This is a genomic window from Gracilibacillus ureilyticus, assembly GCF_900111195.1.
Lineage (GTDB): Bacteria > Bacillota > Bacilli > Bacillales > Amphibacillaceae > Gracilibacillus > Gracilibacillus ureilyticus.
The window spans coordinates 34714-53077 of sequence record NZ_FOGL01000021.1 but is presented as its reverse complement, the minus strand read 5'-3'; the positions used below and the strand labels follow the sequence as shown (position 1 = coordinate 53077).

The following is an 18364-nucleotide window of genomic DNA, read 5'->3' as shown; positions in this document are numbered from 1 at the left end:
AAGCTTCTGATGTGTTTCTAACAGGAACGTTTTTTGCTGAATTTTTTTCTAGCAGTTTGGAGGAAGCGGGATGAAGTTTGTTTTAATATTTGGTCCGCAAGCAGTCGGTAAAATGACCGTTGGGCAGGCATTGGCAAAAATCACTGGATTAAAGCTGCTTCACAACCATATGACCATTGAAATGCTTGCTCCTATTTTCGGATTCACTCCAGAAATGTGGCGGTTATCTACTATGTTTAGAGAAGAAATCTTTAAATCCGTCTCGAGAAGTGATTTGCCAGGTATGATCTTCACTTTTGTTTTCGCATTTAACAAAAAAGAAGATTGGGAAGATGTTGAGAGAATATGCCGTATTTTCGAATCTGAAGGAGGAGAAGTATGCTTTGTCGAGTTGGAAGCTGAGCTGGAGGCAAGATTGAAAAGAAATAAAACGCCAAACAGGTTAGAGCATAAACCATCCAAAAGGGAAATAGAGCAATCAGAACAAAGATTAATTGAATCAATGGAAAAGTATAGATTAAACTCTACTGAAGGTGAAATAGTAAAGGATAATTACATGAAGATAAATAACACCAGATTAAGTGCAGGGGAAGCAGCTGAAATAATAAAAGACAGATTTCAATTATAGCTGATCCTGTTAAAAAGCCTGGTTGGTTGTCCAATTATTTCTTAGATGATGACGCAAAAGCATTCCGAATGTCATGAACCCTGATTTTTGTGGCGCGAAAGCATTCAGCGCCTGTCCGAAAGTCATGAGTCGCAATTTTTCAAACATGAAGGTACTCAGGGCTCGTCCGAAAGCCATGAGTTGCAATTTTTCAAACGCAAAGGTACTCAGGGCTCGTCCGGAAGCCATGAGTTGCAATTTTTGAGACGCTAAGGCATTCAGCCCCCTTGCGGGATTATTCAGCGCACGCTGTTCACGCAGACGACTACGTTTTTTAACTACGCTTAGCAAATGAAACTAAGGAGAGATGAACATGTCCCAACCGCCTATCACCAACATACCAATTCCAGCGATTCTGGAAATTAGTAATGGCGCTATTTTTCAATTGGAGAATATTTTAATTAAACATAACTTTCATCGTGCGGTTATCCTGTTCGATGATTTTACTTTTGAGCATTTTGAACAGTCTATTAAAGCATCTATGTCACGGATTAAGCTGGAAACAATCAAAATGCCGGCAGATTTGGACATTCAAGAACTTGTTGCAAAAGCATTTGATATGGAGCCATATGATGTAATTATTGCTGCAGGGGGTGGGGCGTTGATAGATTACGGCAAATATATCGCCTATTTGCGTAGTGTGCCATTTATCAGCTTCCCGACTTCTGCTTCCAATGACGGTTTTGCCAGCAGCAGCTGTTCAATAATAGTCAATAATAAAAAAACAACCGTACCGGCAAAGATTCCGTATGGCATTATCGTTGACTTAGATATTATCCAGCAGGCTCCGGCAAAGTTTATTTTGGCTGGTACTGGAGATTTAATGTCAAACATAACCGCATTATATGATTGGATCTTTGAAGAAAAGAATAACAAGTCCACGGTGAATCATTTTGCTGCAATGTTAAGTAAAAAGGCTGTAAACAGCTTTGTCCGCACACCGATGGAGGATATTAAAGACCCGATTTTTCTAAAAGAGCTAGTCAGCTCCTTAACAATGGGAGGGATTGCGACAGTTATTAGTGGAAACAGCTCTCCTATTAGCGGTTCGGAGCACTTAATTTCCCATGCGCTGGACAAAATATTAGAGCGACCTGCAATGCATGGTATTCAAGTCGGAATGGCTTCCTATATCATGGCCAATATTCAACAGCATCGGGCAGAGAGAATGAATAAGGTGTTTACACGCACAGGGCTTTTTGATTATGTAAGAAAAGCCGGGTTACGAAAAAAGGATTTTCAACAGGCTGTTGAGTTGGCACCTGACATCAAGCCGAACAGATATACATATTTACATGAAGAAAAATATCGTCAGCAAACACTTAATTTTATTGACAGAGATTCGTTATTACAGGAAATACTTGATTGAGGCATAATCATTCCCTGTTTGCGAGGTAATCTCTGAATCTTAATGTACCCCTCCCTAAAACCAACTTTTATCCCAGTAATTATCTCACAATATCAGGGCCGAGAAATATTTTGTCCGTACTTATATAAAAGGGTAAAAAACTCGGACTTTTCTGCACAAAACTCGGAGTTTTATGACAATTTCCCATACTTTTAAGGGGGCGGACTTAAGTACGGAAAGGTGCATCCGGCAATATTTCCTCTATCCTAGTGTATAAGATTTCCAATAAAAAGGATGAGGTGAATGAAATGGCAAACCCGGAATTAAAGAAAGGGTATATCCGTATCGCTAATGACCTGTGGAATGAATTGTTACGACGGAATTTTTCCAAAAGACAATTGAATATCATCTCTTTTATCTGGCGGCTATCGTATGGTACAGGTCAAAGCGATTGCGTTATCCCGACACTGAAAATGTTTGAACTGGCTGGTCTGCATAAGCAGGATGTTCGAAAGGAACTAAAATTTCTCACAGAGTGTGCTGTATTAAACTGGGATGAAGAAATGATGGTATTCGCGATAAATAAGGACTATCACAAGTGGCAGATCACTCCGCAAACAAAATGGGATGGGGATCAATTTGATCAATTGATTCATATCAATATCAAGCGCAGGGTTTCTGCAAAGGAAGTTCGTAAAACACGAACTGCTAGTAATATTAAGGTTCGTAAATTACTGACTGACCCGCAGAAAAAGGTAAGTAAAACGCGAACCTTCACCTTCGTAAAACACTTACCGAAAAACCACCAGAACCCAGTTAGCGCAAAGTACCCAGCCTCCGTAAATACATATTTAAAGACATTAAAGATGAAAGACAAAAAAGAATATAATAATAATGCCCCATTCCTTGAGGTGATCCATTTTTACCGGAGTAATTTACAAAAGGGAATATCAGATTCTCCCTTCAATGTTGAATTAATTAAACAATGGTATGACAAATTTGGTTATGATTTATTGCTTGCAGCTATGAAAATCGCAGCCAAACGAGAGGCGAAAGGGGTGAAGTATATCGAAAGCGTTCTGTTTAACTGGAAAGGTGCAGGGATAACAACAATAGAAGCGGCCAGACAGTATGAAAAACAGTTCCACTCCAAAAAGCAGAAAAGTCAGCGGCACCAGACAAAGAGAAATATTGTACCAGACTGGTATGCAGCACATCGAAGGGAGAATATACAAAAGAAGCCGGAACTTTCACAGGAGGAAAAAGATAAAATCGCTGCAGAATCTGACCGTATGTTATCAGAGTATTTAGCGAATCAGGGGTGAAGAAGGGAATGAAAAACGGCTCTCTTGTTTCATGTGAAACAATGGAGAACCGTTCGAGTTTACCGTCATTGCTTATGCTTATTTTAAAGATCTTCCCCGTGCATAAATGTATTTGTTTTTTAATAAAAATTGCTTAATATGTTGGCCATCCCTGACTGTCCCAATACAAATCATTGATTAACAGGCTTGGCAGGCCGTTTCGGTCAGCGTCATAAGCATGCCGAACAAAGATATTATTGTTCAGTATATCCTGATGGCCTGGAGCGACCCATTTATCATTACCTGTATCAAAAATTGTACCCCCACCGTACAGCATATTGTTTCCTGACTTGTCCAAATATGGTCCGGTTATGTCTGTTGAACGGCCAACAGCTACTTTATACGTACTGTTTAAACCATCACAGCATTTATCAAATGAAACGAATAAATAGTAGTAACCATCTTTATACGTAATACTTGGTGCTTCAATTGCACCATCTGGATGATCTGGTCTGGCAGCGATGGAATAAGTCTGGCCAGTAGGCTTCATCGTCTGGGCATCCAGTTTCGTTAATTTTATACCGCTCCAGTAAGAGCCGTACGATAACCATGGCTGGCCATGTTCATCAATAACTAAGTCCCCATCAATTGCGTTATAATTGTCATTGGTTGTCGAACGAGCGACAAGTCCATCATCTCTCCAGTTTCCTGATGCAATACTTTCTGTCGATAATAGCCCTATGAGAGACTGATTGGAACCAAAAGAAGAGACAGAGTAATACAGCCAGTAGCGCCCGTTAAAATATTGAATGTCCGGAGCCCATTGAGCACTTGTATGATTAGGTACATATTGACTCCACCAGTTCAAAGGCTGAGGGAAAATAACTGGAGCTTCATTCCAGTTCCGTCCATCTTGTGAGTAAATGACACGTATACCATTTTTGTCAACTTCACCTGTACCAAATGTCCACCATGTGTTACCTTCTTTAATCATCGAAGGATCGTGAATCATAGGGTGTTCATCCATTTCCCAAAATGCAGCTGAGACAGAAGCACCTCCTGCGCCAATAAAAACGAGAACAAAAAAGACTACCTTCCAACAGATTTTTAACTTAATTCTCATCAGCTCCTTTTCCATTTGAATACACCGACACATAATGTAAGCGCATTCTTTATATGGGTGATTTTAACATAGGATGATGATAAAGTTAACTAAAAACATAAAAAAGTTATTTAATTAACTATAATATTAACTATGTTAAGGAAATTGGAGGGGAATTAATATTTTGTTATGCTCTTTCTTAATTGTTTAGGGAGTAAATACTACAAAAAGCCACGTGCCAATACAGCACGTGACATTAAAAATTTTCCATCAATTGAAGGATAGCAGGTCCTAAAAGAATGATAAATAATGTTGGGAATATAAATAAAACTAAAGGGAACATCATTTTAATTGGAGCCTTCATAGCCTTTTCTTCTGCTTTTTGTTTTCTCGTAACTCGCAGGTCTTCTGTTTGGACCCTCAATACGGATACCATGCCTACGCCGAGTTTTTCTGCCTGAATAATACTGGAGACAAATGCTCTCACATCTTCAGAAACCACTCTGTCGGAAAGTCCAATTAATGCTTCTTTTCTTGTTTTACCCAATCGCATTTCTTCTAAGACGGTTTTGAATTCTTCCGCAAGTATTCCATCTTTTTTTGAAACAACCTGATGTAATGCAGCGTCAAATCCCAGACCGGCTTCTAAGCTGATTGTTAGCAAATCCAGTAAATCTGGCATTTCCTTAACAGCTTCCTTACTGCGTTTTTCTGCTTTTGCTCTTAATAACCGTTTCGGTAAAATGGCAGCAATTCCGATAGAAATAACGACAATTAACAAGAGAATATTAAACGATAATCCTAGTAATAAAGCATAACCGCCGCCTGTTACGGGTAAAATGATACCAGTAAAAAATTGGACTAATTTAAATTTAACAGGATTGAGCTGAAATGGCTGACCAGCCTGCAACAGCAGAGTTTCCAGCTTGTTAGCTTCTTCTTTTCCTATCCTTTTTATGAACTTTTTCTGAAGATTTTCCCAAAAAGGGGAGACAACTCGTTTCATAAATGTTGTCTCTTCTTCCAAGTCCACAGAGCCTGCCGGAATTTGCGGAGCAAAATATGCTTCCAATCTACTTTCAACATGGCTCGTTCGCGAAGTTAACAGGATAAGAAGGATGTAGGATAACAAACTGATAAACAAAAAGAAACTGCTAATTAATACGATCATTATTACACCTCTATCGTTGTAATTTTCCGGACAGAAATAAATCCAATGATTGCTCCAATTAAAGCGGCTCCTACGAGGATTCGCCCAATTGGATTGTAAAACAGAGTCATAATATATTCCGGATTAATAATATAAATGATTACACCTAACGCAACAGGGAGGGCGCTGATTACAATCCCTGATAATTTTCCCTGTGCAGTTAAAGATTTTACTTGGTTTTGGAGTTTTTTTCTTTCCCTGGTCGTTTCGACGATTTTCTCTAATAAGTAGGCGAGGTTTCCTCCTACCTGTCTTTGGATTAATATTGCCTCTACCAGCAGACTTAGATCATTACTAGGAATTCGATTTTTCCATTCCAGCATCGCATCCTCGAGGCTCGTGCCATACTGCATTGATTTCAGCAATATTTCCACCTCTTCTTTAATTGGCGAATTCGCTTCTTTTGCCACAAGCTGTAATGATTGAACAAAACTGAACCCCGCTCTTAATGAGCTAATAATAGAAGTTAGCATGTTAGGCAGATCTTCATTAAATTGCTTAACTCTTTTTTGTTCTTTTTTCCTTAACCAGATGTGAGGAATAGCATAGCCAGTGATTAAACCTGCAAGAGCTAAGATAATATGGCTGGTTAAAAGATAAAGAATTCCTGCAGTGATCAACGCACTCATCCATTGGAATGCGATTAATTCTTCTGGTTTTATTGGTAATCCCGCAACATTTATCCGGTTAGCAAGTTTCTCATTCTTTTTTTTCGGTCTTTTTTTACTCATCAGAAGGGACTTTAATTGGCTATTCCAGCTTTTTAACAGTTGTAACAACGAGGATGATTTGCCCATATCCTCATTTGATTTTCTATTCAACGTTAATATGATAATTAAAGTGAGAAAGACTGTGGCAAACAAGGATAAATAGAAGAATAATTTCATAGCTTAATTACTCCTTTTCCGCAAAGATAGAAGCCGGCAGATAAATCCCTTCGCTTTCCATTTTTTCATAGAACTTCGGACGAATGCCTGTCGGTAACAGTTTCCCTATAATTCTTCCATTTTCGGCTACACCAAATTGTTTAAAGGTGAAGATATCCTGCAAAACTATTACATCACCTTCCATGCCCTGGACTTCTGTAATATTTGTGATTCTTCTAGACCCGTCCTTTAATCGGGACTGCTGTACAATTACATCTAATGCTCCGGCAATCTGTTCACGAATCGCTTTCACCGGAAGCTCCATTCCTGCCATTAACACCATTGTTTCGAGTCTGGCAATCATATCACGCGGACTGTTGGCATGTCCTGTAGCTAATGAGCCATCATGTCCTGTATTCATTGCCTGAAGCATGTCCAATGCTTCTCCGCCACGTACCTCTCCAATGACAATTCGCTCAGGGCGCATACGGAGGGAGTTACGAACAAGGTCACGAATGGAAATAGCACCTTTTCCTTCAATATTTGGCGGGCGCGTTTCTAATGAAACTACATGCTCCTGGCCTAATTGAAGTTCAGCTGCATCTTCGATTGTCACAATCCGGTCTTCATTGGAAATGAAGGAGGAAAGGACGTTTAAGGTCGTTGTCTTACCAGATCCAGTACCGCCACTTACAAACATATTTAATTTTGCTTCCACACAAGCTTTCAAAAATTCGGCCATTTCTTCAGTCATTGTTCCAAACTGAATTAGATCTCGGACTGTGAAGGGATCTTTAGAGAATTTTCGGATTGTAATAGTTGGTCCTTTTAAGGCTAAAGGCGGAATAATCGCATTTACTCTTGAACCGTCTTGCAGCCTTGCATCAACCATTGGACTGCTTTCATCAATTCTTCTCCCGAGGGGGGCAACGATCTTTTCCAGGACTGTCATTACATGATCGTTATCCCGAAAGGTTATATCCGTTAGTTGCAGTTTTCCATTTCGCTCTGCATATACTTGGAATGGCCCGTTAACCATAACTTCTGATACACTCTCATCATTTAATAAAGGATTAATTGGCCCGTAACCGGTTAAATCATTCGTGATTTCCTCGATAATTGATTTCCAGTCTTTTAATGTGTTAAATCCTTCATTCTCTTCCAGAATCTCTTGAATGATGTTATCTAAGTCAGCTATGATTGCTTCTACGTCTTCATCTTTTCGCTCACGAAGGATATATTTATAGATAAGGTTTTTTAATTCACGGTATTCTGTTTCCTGATTTTCCCCGGCGTTTTTCTTATTAGCTGCTGATGCAGGTTTGCTTTTTGGTTTAGAGACGGTTTCCACAGTAGATACTTTTGCTGCGGATAGGTCATCTGCTGTTACCGTTTCAATAATATTTTGATTTTTTGATTGCAATCTTTCTAACAAACTCATCTATTTTCACCTTCCAATTTTCCCGGGATGACTTTAGTCATATAATGAAAGAGAGAATTCTTCTTTTCATGCTTCGGGTTTGATCCCTCCAAAAATGTATCGGTGAGCTCTTTCAGCTTTTTTGTTACTTCCAGTTTAGGATATTTACTGATAAGTGGTATTCCGGTATCCATCGATTCATTTACATGCTTTTCATCAGCGGGAAGATAAAATACTGATTCCATTTCCGTTAAGTCGGGAATCCGGCTTAATTTAACAGCAGTCGACATACTGGACCTGTTAACGATCAATGTTAGTTTTTCTTTCAGCCCCAGCGCCTGCAATGTTTCCAGCATTAATTTTGTATTCTTAAGTACATGCATTGCTGGAGTAGCCACAACGATAATTTTGTCTGCCTTATCCATTAACTCCAGATTAAGTTCATTTAAACCTGCAGCTGTATCAATTATTAAAAGGTCAGATTTATCCTGTAAGGCAAGAACGGTTTCATCGAAAAAGGCAGGTGTGATGATTTCTGCATATTCAGGTCTGTCAGGTGCTGGTAGTACATTAAGACCTGATTCGTGTTTGGCAAAATAAAAGGCGGCGTTTTCCGCACGATCGTTTTCTGCCAGTTCTCTTAATGTTTCTTTCGGTTTCATGTTTAATGACATGGCCACATCCCCAAATTGCAAATCACCATCGATAATAGAAACCTTTTCTCCTTTAGTCGCCATTGTCACAGCTAGATTTACAGCAAGCATTGTTTTTCCGACACCACCAACTGGACTGCATACGACAATCAATTTCGCTTTTTTTTCCAACTGCAACCCCTGCTTTCTATTAATCTTCTATAAACTTGATAATGCGGCCGCTTATCCAACCTTTTGTCTGATCAGGTGTTTCCACTTCGTACCATGTTATATTCTCTGTTACCTGTTCATCTGTCACTTTAAGTACAGTCCCCTTGTCAACAATCGTAAGAACGGATGCTTTCATATTCGGTGCAGTTCTTACATGCGACTTGGCAGCAGCGCTAACGGCTTTATCCGTTTCATTTGGTTTTTCATTAGGGGTGTTCACTTCAATAACTTCTTCAATCGGTTCCGATTTACTGTACAAAGCCAGTTGTAATACGCCTTTTTTACTGGAATCAATAACTTTTACTGTATCTTCTTGCGTTAATTCTAACGTTACTGCCTGATAGTACTCTTCTGTTCCATCTGTTTTTTGCTCAACCATCCGTTCTCCAACAGCTAATACATGCATGCGCTCGAGAATCATATCTGTAGTAACTGGTTCCAGAGTGCTTAAAACTACATCGACATAGTCGCCTGGCTGGATGAGATTGGATATCCCTGTTACGTAGTCCACCTGCACAGAGACGGCACGATAACCTTCCTGTATTTTTTTAGAAACTACTTCTTTTTCTTCTTCCATTAATTGAACACGGTGATTCATAATCACTTCACCTTGTTTAATATCTGAAGTAGCATAGTAACCAGCGACCTGCTCCATACTCACAACTGCATTACTGTGAGCCTGGTCTTCCGGTATCTCTTTTAGTGTGATCTGATCATCCGTTATTTTCTGGTTAATCGAAATATCTTCTCTCGCCACAACAACTTGAACTTTCTTTATTACTTCTGTTTCCGATACGGAAGCAGTGCTCGATTGATTGATAAATAAATAAAATAAAAACGTGGTAATTAAACCTGAAAGAACAGCTAGTAATATTAGTTTTTTTGGTTTCATCTTTTTTCACAACCTTATTCCATTAATGTAACAACATAGGCACCCCTGTCTGCAGGTGTCTTCCCATTTACATCACCAGCAGTGCCTGAGCCTGTCCGTTTGATAAAAATTCCGTTTATTTCACCTTTGCTATTTAAATTCTCTGTAATATAAAAGTAAGCAAAACCAGTCACTTCAACTGTACTTTTATCGATGGATGGTTTATAAACAATTATGGATATGACCCTCGCACAATCTCGATGATGAAACTGACCTTCCGGATATGGGCATCGATCCATTCTATATTGAATACCATCCCGGGTAGCCCCGCTTATATTACCGGTCTGCACTAAAAAGGTTTCCCCAATGCTGATTTTTTCCTGATAGCCGTATTTCAATGTTTCGCCATATGCTTTTGCCCCTTTTTTCTCCAAGGCTAAAATTCCAAAAAAACCTTCCACAGAATCTCCAGGGCCTACTTTTAGTGGATAGGATTTTCCATATTCCAGATTAGTAGATTCATCAATTCCTAAGGGTACTACACCTTCTGTTGAGCTCATTTCCTTTAAACCAGCTTTAGCATTTACTTGAATAGAAATCGATTCTTTTCCGAATAAAGCTAAAAAGAACAGTGGGAGATTTTTTTCTAGTACTACATTTACTGAAAAACCATTCTCGTAAATGATCTCTTGCAAGCTTTCTGACTCATTATGGGAACTTAATACATCATTCACAATTTGAGTTACAGCTTCTTGTGATAAAGGTAATTCCTGTGCTCCCGAAAGTGCCGCTGCATTGGCAGTTTTCTGCAGATGGCTTTTTGTCGTGAAAAGATTTCCTCCATCGATGACCAACCCCGTCATGAAGAGCAATCCGCCAAGGGCCGCTGCTGCTAATAGGAGGATATTACCATCTTCATTTTTATATAAGCGTCTCAATAATTTTTTCAATTGCTTCACTCCACCCGAATTGTAGAACTGGATTCCAGCGCATAAGGAATGGCAAAATCTCCTAATATATTAAGGAATTCCGTTGGATAGGATAATTTTACTGTTACATATTCTCCTGAATTTCTGTTGACTTCATCCGGCGTAATGGCGACAGTTAAATTATCGGAGTTGCCTTGAAACTTTTCCTCTGCATAGGAACGAATTGTCGTATCATCATTGCCTAACCCCGCTAATCTCGTTGCCTCCTGGGTTACCATTTCCATTTGCAGATTGGTATAAAATAATCCGCCAAAATCAATTACTCCTACAACTATCATAAGAAAGAGCGGGATGACTAATGCAAACTCTACTAATGACTGACCATTTTCATTTTTAAATATATTTTTCATAGGAGGGTACCTCCCTGCATTACTATCTGAACAGCTACTCCGCCAGCTATTGCTATTCCATAAGGATAAGCGCCGGTTAATACTCCTGATTTAATCCGTTGTTTGTACACAGTATAGTTATAAATAGATTTCCAAAAATCCCTGCGAATGAATAAAACAAAGAGAGCAATGACGGCTCCGATAAGAGCAATATATATAAATGACTGAAACACAAACATTCCGCCCTTCATTGCCCCGATTAACCCTAATAACTTTACATCACCAGCACCGATACCCCCTAGAAAATAGGGAATAAGCAATAGAGAAAAGCCAATCAAAAAGCCAATGAAAGAATGGCTAAGTGATTCCCAGCCGCCAGTAACAAACTGGTAGAAGAAAGTTATCAAAAGTGCTGGGAAGACAACCTTGTTGTAAATCTTTCTGCTTCTTAAATCTGTAATGACACAGATTGCTAGGATAATAAGTAGGAAAACATCGATCATCATCGTCCATCCTTTCATTTGAAATTTGATTTTCTTAAAAGATGGCTGCTTTTAAAGTTTTTAAAAGCAGCCATTATATAAATTAAGGTGTAGTTGTAGTAGTAGTTTCTCTTTCAAAAATCCCCTGGAAGCCATCAAATAGACCTGAGATTTCGTCTCCTGCGATTACTAAACCACCAATTGCGGCGATTGCGATAAGACCTAAAATTAAGCCGTATTCTGTCATACCTTGACCTTTTTCTGAAACAATTAAACCTTTGATTTTGTTTATCATGTTGTATTCTCTCCTCGTTTTTATTAATTTTATATTTGTTTTTAAATTAAGGTGTAGTAGTAGTAGTTTCTCTCTCAAAAATCCCTTCAAAACCATTAAATAGACCAGAGATTTCATCTCCTGCGATTACTAATCCAGCAATTGCAGCAATTGCGATAAGACCTAAAATTAAGCCGTATTCTGTCATTCCTTGACCTTTTTCTGATAAAAACAAACCTTTTATTTTATTTAACATATTTATGTCTCCTTTATATTTCGTATATTTAATCATTCAAGCCTCCAAATGCCACTTTGTTACCAACAGATAAAGAAGTGCGCTTAAGCGTGCCTGACGGGAGTTCAATTACTGATTGTGTTTCAGTAAACTTTTTTCCGATTTTTCCAGGTTTCAGGTCTTCTGTTAATCCAACAATCTCATCGTTTTTATTTAAATAGATAATATCAATGCTGTATTTCATATGGAACGTATGGATAGATGTGCACGGCTTTATATGGAGTCCTGAATTTTGTGAAAGGCTCTTTGTTCCCATTAAACCTTTGAGTCTCCTCCAAAAGGAATAAGCTGTTTTAACATCCTCAGCAATCATTTGGTCCGTGTTTACATTGATTAGTTGAATTGATCTGCACCTCCTTATTCTATTTGGCTGGCGTGACATTTGCTGGCCAACTCATGACTTTATTATGCATGGTGAGGACCGGAAAAAATATCCCCCACTATTCCTGTTATGGGAGAAAATATAGAATAGGAATCCTATCCTATTTTGTACTGATAAAATTTCTTCCTAGTAGGAATGTTAAAGATGAATAGGAATGGGGGAGGAATATTTAAAATATAGTAGAGTACTTTGTGCATCTTTCCATATATCAAAAAACCTCCTGAACGGACAGGAGGTTAGCTGGATTGGTGTTTTAGTTGATATACTTTTGATATAGCATGGGCGCGATCTTGTACTTCTAGCTTCTGGAAGATCTTCGTTACGTGGTTTTTCACGGTGTGATTACTGATGTAAAGCTGTTCGGCAATTTCCTTGTTATTGTTGCCCTGGATAACTAAATCCAAAACTTCTTGTTCTCTCGGAGATAAATTGAGCTCCTTAATCGTACTCTCTACCGATTCTATTTTTTGTTCTGCAACCACTTCATCAGGTGATAATGTAAGCTCTACTTCCTTAAATTTAGTTTCTTGAAGATATGTTTGGAATTTTTCAGCAATTTCTACATCTATGGTTTTATACATATCAGTATTTTGATCATTCACATACATCATGACAAGGGCAAATACCTGTGCACAAATGTCAGCCTCATCCCATGAAAGAGATTTATTGCTGTTTAGTAATGCTTTCCCTGTCTCCAAAATTTCTGTTACTTTCCTGTTTGGAATTATTTCTTCTAAAAATTCAGATGAATAATATGATAACCGACAGGCATTCGTTATATTTTTCAGCATTGGCAAAGCAAATCCCTGAACAGAAGAAAATTCAAAGGCAAGTTGTTCGGCTTCTCTAAGCTTTCTGTATTCCGATTTATCAAATTGTTCGACTGCCCTGAATAGAGCGTGGATTTGCTTATCTTCAGCACCATCTTCTTCCTGCACCACCAATTGCAAGGATACTCCTCCTAAAATAGATAATGTTTGCAGGAAGTGGAGTTGTTCTTCGATCATTTCCTCATTTTCATTCATTCCTACACAAAGTACGCCTAATAGTTTATCCCGGTAAAATAAAGGACATTCAATCACATTTTGTCCTGATTCAATTTCTCTTATGGTTGGAGATTGGCTGGATTCATCTGCACGGTAGTAACGTTTGGCTACTTCCTGAGCGTATTTTTCCAACCCATCTGCATTTCCTCTTGAAATTAGTTTCATCGCATCTGTTTGGAATTCTTTTAATACGACACAAGAAAAATTAGCATCTGCCAGATTCATACTTATGTCTACTAATATGTAAATAATCCGTTTGTAGTCAGGAGTAGCTGCTAATAGTTTCCCAATCTCTGTTAAAGCCTGTAAGCGGACGATGTGCGTCGAGTTTTCCCTTTGTAAAGTATTTATTAAATAGCCTGCTTCAAATACTGCAATTAATAATCTGATAAGTTCAGCCGACTTATTCGAGAATGTTTCCTTTTTGAAACTTCCTCCAAATAAAAGCATGTCCAAGCCTTCTTCCTGTCTAATTGGAAAACAGAAAAGAGATTTTGGATAAATTGATTCCCTGTGAAATAAGATTGTGCGAGGGTCTTTGTCTGTTCGTTCCCAGAACTCCTGTTGATTAGTTACTAGTACGCGCCCTAATAAGCCCTCACCCGGGGCAAATTTTTTCCCTTTTAATACTTCAATCTCTTTTCCCGCTGTACCTGTTATTTCAACGTTATCTTCATCATATTTGGAGGCTGTCCCGAGGAAATCTAGCTCAGGATGAATGGTTATTAAACTGTTTAATAGATCATTCATTGTTTTACTTGTATTAATTTGTTGGAGGAGTTTGGTTTTTTTCTGGTAAAATTCTGTTTCGTCCATTTCCTGAAGGCATAGAAAAGCTATATCAGCCATGGTTTTCATAGTTTCCAGTAAGTTATTTTTCTCTTCCGTATGAAGTACCGCCACCTCATCCCAATTAATAAACTGATCTTTTATACCTTCCTGAACCAGCTGCTCTGTCCCTTCGTAAATAAATAAGCCAGACCAGATATAGAAGGAACGTCCATCTTCCATATGAACTGGGGTAATAATTGTATAAACACCAGGCCAGAGATCATAAACAACCGATTTAGTAATACCCCATGTTTCATAGGAAATATCAGCAATTTTACTAAAAATATTATAATGATGATGTAACGCTTCAAACAGAGAGTTCTCACCCGTTACATCTGTAATGATATTTTTTTGGTAATCTGTAGTAAACATACAAAGTCCATATTTTTCTGCATACGCTGCCTGTATCTCTTGTAGTAAATGGATATTCCTATTCATGCTTTTTCCACTTCGCACATTGGATTTGTTGCTGGTTCGCAGTAACTGTAACGTGGTACATCATTATCACTGCGGTTTTTGATAATACCTTGCTTTACAAGAGATTCAATTACAGGCATAATTTTTTCTTTCTGGCTGCCAAGCAGTGTGGCAATATTATCGATTGTTTCGATCATGTACGGGTTCGATTGAAATAACATGGTACATTCAAACTGTAAAGAAAACATCTCCTTCTCTTTCATCGACTCGCCTCCTCTCTAATGATATATCCTTTTAATGAAAGGATAAACTTATAATATCTTTGAAGGAGTAATAATCCTATCCCCTAGTATTCCCATTTTTTAAAAAATTGGGCTCCTATAACAGAGTTGTTCCAATTTTTCTGAGTCTAATAATCCAGGGGGGGAGGAAGAAGAACTATTGGAAACATGGAAAACTGCCAGCACTATCCTGCTGTAAATGATATACTTATGAAAAGAATTGAGAGGAAGATTCAATTTGAGTCATTATCAAGTGATTTTGTTTGATTTAGATGGTACGCTTTCCGATCCAAAAACAGGTATTACGAAATCGGTTCAGTATGCACTGGAAAAACTGAATATTGTGGAGCCTTTCCTTGATAAACTGGAGTGCTTTATCGGACCACCGCTGCATGTGTCATTTGCAGAGTTTTACAATATGGATGAAGAAAATATTCAAAAAGCAATCGAATGGTACAGGGAACGATTTAAGGAAAAAGGGATGTATGAAAATGAATTATATGAAGATATTCCTGAACTGTTAAAATTATTAAAAGAACGGCAATATACTCTAGCTGTTGCTACATCAAAGCCTACTGTATTTGCTGAAAAGATTTTGCAGTATTTTCATATCGACCAATATTTTGACCTGATTGTTGGAAGTAACCTTGATGGGACAAGATCAGCGAAAGCAGAAATTATTCAATACATAATAGATAAATATAAGCAATATGAGTTAGCTGATTTCATTATGATCGGTGACAGGAAGCACGATATAATTGGTGCGAATAATTGCGGTGTTGATTCTGTAGGAGTAACTTATGGGTATGGTTCGTTTGAGGAGCTGAACGGCACAAAACCTGCCTATATTGTTAATAGTGTGGCTGAATTGAAAAATCTTTTATTAGCTGCTCCATCATACTCTAAAAATGTTATTGATTTTGTTGGAGTGAAACCAGTAGAATAGACAGGTTGAGAAATTTTTTATAAAAATCCACTATATATTGAAAGCAGTCTATACTTCATCTGACGGTATAGGCTTTTTTGACGGAAGGATGTACGGCATGAAGAAAGCACAAAATCAATATTATTATCACTTTTTAAAGGATGTATCTGCTGAGCTGGCTTCGATTGCGAGAGAACTGGAGAACAGTGTTTTTGCAAGTCCGAGGACGATGTTAACACATTCACGAGTTTTCGTTGAAGGAGTCGTTCAGCGAGTATTACAAATAGAAAATATATCTGATACAGATTGTGACAGTTTGAAAGACAGGTTATTTCTGTTAAAAGAAAATGATCTGGTGACAGAGGAACAATTAACAGCACTGCATCAAATCAGAAAATCAGGAAACGAAGCATCCCATCAGACACGCGCTTTCCGTTATGTAGAGGCATTAATTGCCTGGGAAGCATTATACATTGTAATTAAATGGTTTGTTGAAGTCTATGGTTCACCATCTATTAAAGTACCTGAATATCGGGATCCAGCGATTGAACAAGAGCGTACGTATGAAATTCAGGAGCTGGAATTAAGATTGAAAGAGTTGGAGGACCGCTTAGTTCACCGGTTTCAGGCATTAACGGATACTGAGGAAGAAGCAGATCAGCCGGGGGATGATGATTCACCGGTAAGTCTCCCAGGTGAAACGACAATACGGAGGATTCATTACAAAGAACAATCACTTGATATTCCATATTTCCTCAGGGATGCCTTTTTATTACCACAACGGTTTGAGAATTCAGAGCGCTTCATGATTGCCTTAGGCGGGGAACAACAGGCCAGAATTATGAGTGAACTGCCTGTTAATTTAGAAGGGATTTCTGCAAATGTAAAGAGGTTTCATCCCAATAACGAACAGGTAATGTTTGATGATCTTGTCAAATTTATTCAACAAGAATTTACCCGCAAAAAAATCACGCATGAACGGCCAGGTGAGTTGTTTCTTTTCTTCAGAGATGAATATATCATTATGACAGAGCGTCTTGCCGGTATTCCGCTTACGGATGAACACTTCAGCGGTTTCCCTAATTTCCTGCGCCAGATGCAGGAGGATGGTATGAAGTATGTCAGTCAATTACCGCAGGAATTGCTGATTTTGGCGAAGTATGACCGTGTGGGAATTGGCACTGTCGAGAAGTTATTCAGACAGCTGCAGGATAAAGGGTGAAGTTGATCTATATATGACACGTGTCATATGATTCCTCTTATAGGTGTGAATTTCGTTTCCGGCTTTTCTTGGATAAGATTAATTTATAAAATCGAAGAAAAGAGTGAGAGAAATGAAAGGGAGAATTCGGCTGCTTGATATACTGAGAGGAATTGCTGTATTAGGGACATTGGGAACAAATATATGGATATTTGCCCATTTAGGTGATTTATCTTTTATCACCACATATGAGTACTCCGACTGGTGGAAAACGGAAGACCTGATGAGAATGACCGTTTTGTTTTTGGTAAATGGAAAACTTCTCGGATTGCTTACGCTCATGTTTGGTGTGGGAATGGAATTGAAATACCGGCAGATGGTACGGAAGAACAAAGCATGGCCAGGTGTGTACAAATGGACGGCGATCTTTCTGATTGCCGAAGGTTTTCTCCACTATGTCCTTGTGATGGAATATGACATATTAATGAGTTATGGTGTGACAGCTCTCATCGTCGCATTTATCCTGAAAAGGGGCGATCGCTTTATCGCAAGAATCATGAAGCTGATTGGGGGATTCCAGCTTGGAGTGATCCTGTTAATAACGATTGCCAGTCTTTTTGGAGGGAATGTGTCACTCGGCAGTTTTGATGACGTAGTGGCATTATACCAGACAGGCAGCTGGCTTGATCAGGTGCAATATCGCCTCTCCAACTTTTTAATGCTGAGAATGGAAGCTATATTAATTATCCCAATGAATATTTTCCTGTTTTTATTAGGTGTCCGTTTGATGCGGTCAGGGGTGTTTTCACCAGATGAGAATGGCAGAAAACAGCGGAGCAAGCTGTTTAAAATAGGGATCTTTATTGGTCTGCCGCTGAATTTATTAATTTTCGTTCCAGGGGGAGCATTTGATCTGCCGGTTCGCTATTTATTCGCCCCATTGTTGTCACTTGGTTATATAGGATTAATAGGAAAAATGATAGAATATAAGAAATGGGACTGGCTCTGGAGGAGACTGGAACAGGCAGGGCGAATGTCGCTCAGTTGTTATGTTATGCAAAATATGATTGCTTCTGTCATTTTCTACGGGTGGGGTCTTGGTTTAGGCGGGATGGTTGATTCACTGACAATTATTCTCTTCTGGATGATAATCTCCATCTCACAACTACTACTGGCATCTGTATGGGGCAGAGGTTTCCAGCAGGGTCCAATGGAAATGATCCGGCAGCGGACGATCCGACTTTTTGCCCAAAATAACTAA

Annotated in this window: 20 protein-coding genes; 6 read left to right on the top strand and 14 right to left on the bottom strand. The window is 38.6% G+C overall.

The annotated features are described in order from the left end of the window. Window positions 1–70: 70 nt before the first annotated feature. The 3 genes from BMW36_RS17180 (at window position 71) to BMW36_RS17165 (ending at window position 3340) form a co-directional block, all read left to right on the top strand. Window positions 71–628, top strand: coding sequence for a DEAD/DEAH box helicase family protein (locus tag BMW36_RS17180; RefSeq protein WP_089743387.1), 558 nt, complete (start codon window positions 71–73; stop codon window positions 626–628). Window positions 629–980: 352 nt separating this feature from the next. Further along, window positions 981–2036: an iron-containing alcohol dehydrogenase family protein gene (locus BMW36_RS17170; RefSeq protein WP_089743383.1), complete on the top strand. Its 1056-nt coding sequence runs from the start codon at window positions 981–983 to the stop codon at window positions 2034–2036. A gap of 287 nt (window positions 2037–2323) precedes the next feature. Continuing rightward, entirely contained in the window at window positions 2324–3340 is a 1017-nt protein-coding gene (locus BMW36_RS17165; RefSeq protein WP_089743381.1) for a replication protein, read from the top strand. A 133-nt stretch (window positions 3341–3473) separates the two neighbouring features. Here the strand turns inward: BMW36_RS17165 and abnA are convergent, their stop codons facing one another. The 14 genes from abnA to BMW36_RS17095 form a co-directional block, all read right to left on the bottom strand. Then, on the bottom strand, window positions 3474–4442 hold the full coding sequence (gene abnA, locus BMW36_RS17160) for an arabinan endo-1,5-alpha-L-arabinosidase AbnA (RefSeq protein WP_089743448.1): 969 nt from the start codon (window positions 4440–4442) through the stop codon (window positions 3474–3476). 235 nt (window positions 4443–4677) lie between these two features. Then, a complete protein-coding gene (locus tag BMW36_RS17155) occupies window positions 4678–5592 on the bottom strand; it encodes a type II secretion system F family protein (RefSeq protein WP_089743379.1) in 915 nt (304 codons plus the stop codon). 2 nt (window positions 5593–5594) lie between these two features. Then, a complete protein-coding gene (locus BMW36_RS17150; protein ID WP_175480513.1) occupies window positions 5595–6518 on the bottom strand; it encodes a type II secretion system F family protein in 924 nt (307 codons plus the stop codon). Between the two features lie 7 nt (window positions 6519–6525). After that, window positions 6526–7938, bottom strand: coding sequence for a TadA family conjugal transfer-associated ATPase (locus BMW36_RS17145; RefSeq protein WP_089743377.1), 1413 nt, complete (start codon window positions 7936–7938; stop codon window positions 6526–6528). Further along, complete coding sequence (locus BMW36_RS17140) at window positions 7935–8741, bottom strand: CpaE/TadZ family protein (RefSeq protein WP_089743375.1); 807 nt, start codon at window positions 8739–8741, stop codon at window positions 7935–7937. The genes BMW36_RS17145 and BMW36_RS17140 overlap by 4 nt, the downstream gene beginning before the upstream one ends. A gap of 19 nt (window positions 8742–8760) precedes the next feature. Next, on the bottom strand, window positions 8761–9672 hold the full coding sequence (cpaB, locus tag BMW36_RS17135) for a Flp pilus assembly protein CpaB (protein WP_089743374.1): 912 nt from the start codon (window positions 9670–9672) through the stop codon (window positions 8761–8763). Window positions 9673–9686: 14 nt separating this feature from the next. Then, the gene (locus tag BMW36_RS17130) at window positions 9687–10601 is read right to left on the bottom strand and encodes a pilus assembly protein TadG-related protein (RefSeq protein ID WP_245711736.1); all 915 of its coding nucleotides are present in this window, start codon (window positions 10599–10601) and stop codon (window positions 9687–9689) included. A gap of 5 nt (window positions 10602–10606) precedes the next feature. Beyond that, entirely contained in the window at window positions 10607–10990 is a 384-nt protein-coding gene (locus BMW36_RS17125; RefSeq protein WP_245711735.1) for a TadE/TadG family type IV pilus assembly protein, read from the bottom strand. Beyond that, a complete protein-coding gene (locus tag BMW36_RS17120) occupies window positions 10987–11475 on the bottom strand; it encodes an A24 family peptidase (RefSeq protein ID WP_175480512.1) in 489 nt (162 codons plus the stop codon). The genes BMW36_RS17125 and BMW36_RS17120 overlap by 4 nt, the downstream gene beginning before the upstream one ends. Before the next feature lie 79 nt (window positions 11476–11554). Next, window positions 11555–11746: a Flp family type IVb pilin gene (locus BMW36_RS17115; protein ID WP_089743370.1), complete on the bottom strand. Its 192-nt coding sequence runs from the start codon at window positions 11744–11746 to the stop codon at window positions 11555–11557. A 46-nt stretch (window positions 11747–11792) separates the two neighbouring features. Beyond that, window positions 11793–12017, bottom strand: coding sequence for a Flp family type IVb pilin (locus tag BMW36_RS17110; protein WP_425431957.1), 225 nt, complete (start codon window positions 12015–12017; stop codon window positions 11793–11795). Further along, a complete protein-coding gene (locus BMW36_RS17105; protein WP_281243070.1) occupies window positions 12010–12333 on the bottom strand; it encodes a DUF192 domain-containing protein in 324 nt (107 codons plus the stop codon). The genes BMW36_RS17110 and BMW36_RS17105 overlap by 8 nt, the downstream gene beginning before the upstream one ends. Window positions 12334–12638: 305 nt before the next feature. Next, on the bottom strand, window positions 12639–14717 hold the full coding sequence (locus tag BMW36_RS20505) for a LuxR C-terminal-related transcriptional regulator (RefSeq protein WP_217640967.1): 2079 nt from the start codon (window positions 14715–14717) through the stop codon (window positions 12639–12641). Beyond that, the gene (locus BMW36_RS17095; protein WP_089743368.1) at window positions 14714–14959 is read right to left on the bottom strand and encodes a hypothetical protein; all 246 of its coding nucleotides are present in this window, start codon (window positions 14957–14959) and stop codon (window positions 14714–14716) included. Before BMW36_RS17095 ends, BMW36_RS20505 begins: the two co-directional genes overlap by 4 nt. 256 nt (window positions 14960–15215) lie before the next feature. On the opposite strand from BMW36_RS17095, the gene BMW36_RS17090 reads away from it, so the two are divergent. The 3 genes from BMW36_RS17090 (at window position 15216) to BMW36_RS17080 (ending at window position 18364) form a co-directional block, all read left to right on the top strand. Then, window positions 15216–15923: an HAD family hydrolase gene (locus BMW36_RS17090; RefSeq protein WP_089743365.1), complete on the top strand. Its 708-nt coding sequence runs from the start codon at window positions 15216–15218 to the stop codon at window positions 15921–15923. Between the two features lie 97 nt (window positions 15924–16020). Then, window positions 16021–17124 carry a DUF4145 domain-containing protein gene (locus tag BMW36_RS17085; RefSeq protein ID WP_245711733.1) on the top strand — a complete coding sequence of 368 codons (1104 nt, stop codon included), beginning with the start codon at window positions 16021–16023 and terminating at the stop codon, window positions 17122–17124. A gap of 103 nt (window positions 17125–17227) precedes the next feature. After that, window positions 17228–18364: a DUF418 domain-containing protein gene (locus BMW36_RS17080; protein WP_175480511.1), complete on the top strand. Its 1137-nt coding sequence runs from the start codon at window positions 17228–17230 to the stop codon at window positions 18362–18364.

Excerpts from the sequence above, each read along its gene's own strand:
- BMW36_RS17180 (WP_089743387.1), top strand. The coding sequence starts at position 71 with ATGAAGTTTGTTTTAATATTTGGTCCGCAAGCAGTCGGTAAAATGACC.
- BMW36_RS17170 (WP_089743383.1), top strand. The coding sequence starts at position 981 with ATGTCCCAACCGCCTATCACCAACATACCAATTCCAGCGATTCTGGAA.
- BMW36_RS17165 (WP_089743381.1), top strand. The coding sequence starts at position 2,324 with ATGGCAAACCCGGAATTAAAGAAAGGGTATATCCGTATCGCTAATGAC.
- abnA (WP_089743448.1), bottom strand. The coding sequence starts at position 4,442 with ATGAGAATTAAGTTAAAAATCTGTTGGAAGGTAGTCTTTTTTGTTCTC.
- BMW36_RS17155 (WP_089743379.1), bottom strand. The coding sequence starts at position 5,592 with ATGATCGTATTAATTAGCAGTTTCTTTTTGTTTATCAGTTTGTTATCC.
- BMW36_RS17150 (WP_175480513.1), bottom strand. The coding sequence starts at position 6,518 with ATGAAATTATTCTTCTATTTATCCTTGTTTGCCACAGTCTTTCTCACT.
- BMW36_RS17145 (WP_089743377.1), bottom strand. The coding sequence starts at position 7,938 with ATGAGTTTGTTAGAAAGATTGCAATCAAAAAATCAAAATATTATTGAA.
- cpaB (WP_089743374.1), bottom strand. The coding sequence starts at position 9,672 with ATGAAACCAAAAAAACTAATATTACTAGCTGTTCTTTCAGGTTTAATT.
- BMW36_RS17125 (WP_245711735.1), bottom strand. The coding sequence starts at position 10,990 with ATGAAAAATATATTTAAAAATGAAAATGGTCAGTCATTAGTAGAGTTT.
- BMW36_RS17120 (WP_175480512.1), bottom strand. The coding sequence starts at position 11,475 with ATGATGATCGATGTTTTCCTACTTATTATCCTAGCAATCTGTGTCATT.
- BMW36_RS17115 (WP_089743370.1), bottom strand. The coding sequence starts at position 11,746 with ATGATAAACAAAATCAAAGGTTTAATTGTTTCAGAAAAAGGTCAAGGT.
- BMW36_RS17110 (WP_425431957.1), bottom strand. The coding sequence starts at position 12,017 with ATGATTAAATATACGAAATATAAAGGAGACATAAATATGTTAAATAAA.
- BMW36_RS17105 (WP_281243070.1), bottom strand. The coding sequence starts at position 12,333 with ATGATTGCTGAGGATGTTAAAACAGCTTATTCCTTTTGGAGGAGACTC.
- BMW36_RS20505 (WP_217640967.1), bottom strand. The coding sequence starts at position 14,717 with ATGAATAGGAATATCCATTTACTACAAGAGATACAGGCAGCGTATGCA.
- BMW36_RS17095 (WP_089743368.1), bottom strand. The coding sequence starts at position 14,959 with ATGAAAGAGAAGGAGATGTTTTCTTTACAGTTTGAATGTACCATGTTA.
- BMW36_RS17085 (WP_245711733.1), top strand. The coding sequence starts at position 16,021 with ATGAAGAAAGCACAAAATCAATATTATTATCACTTTTTAAAGGATGTA.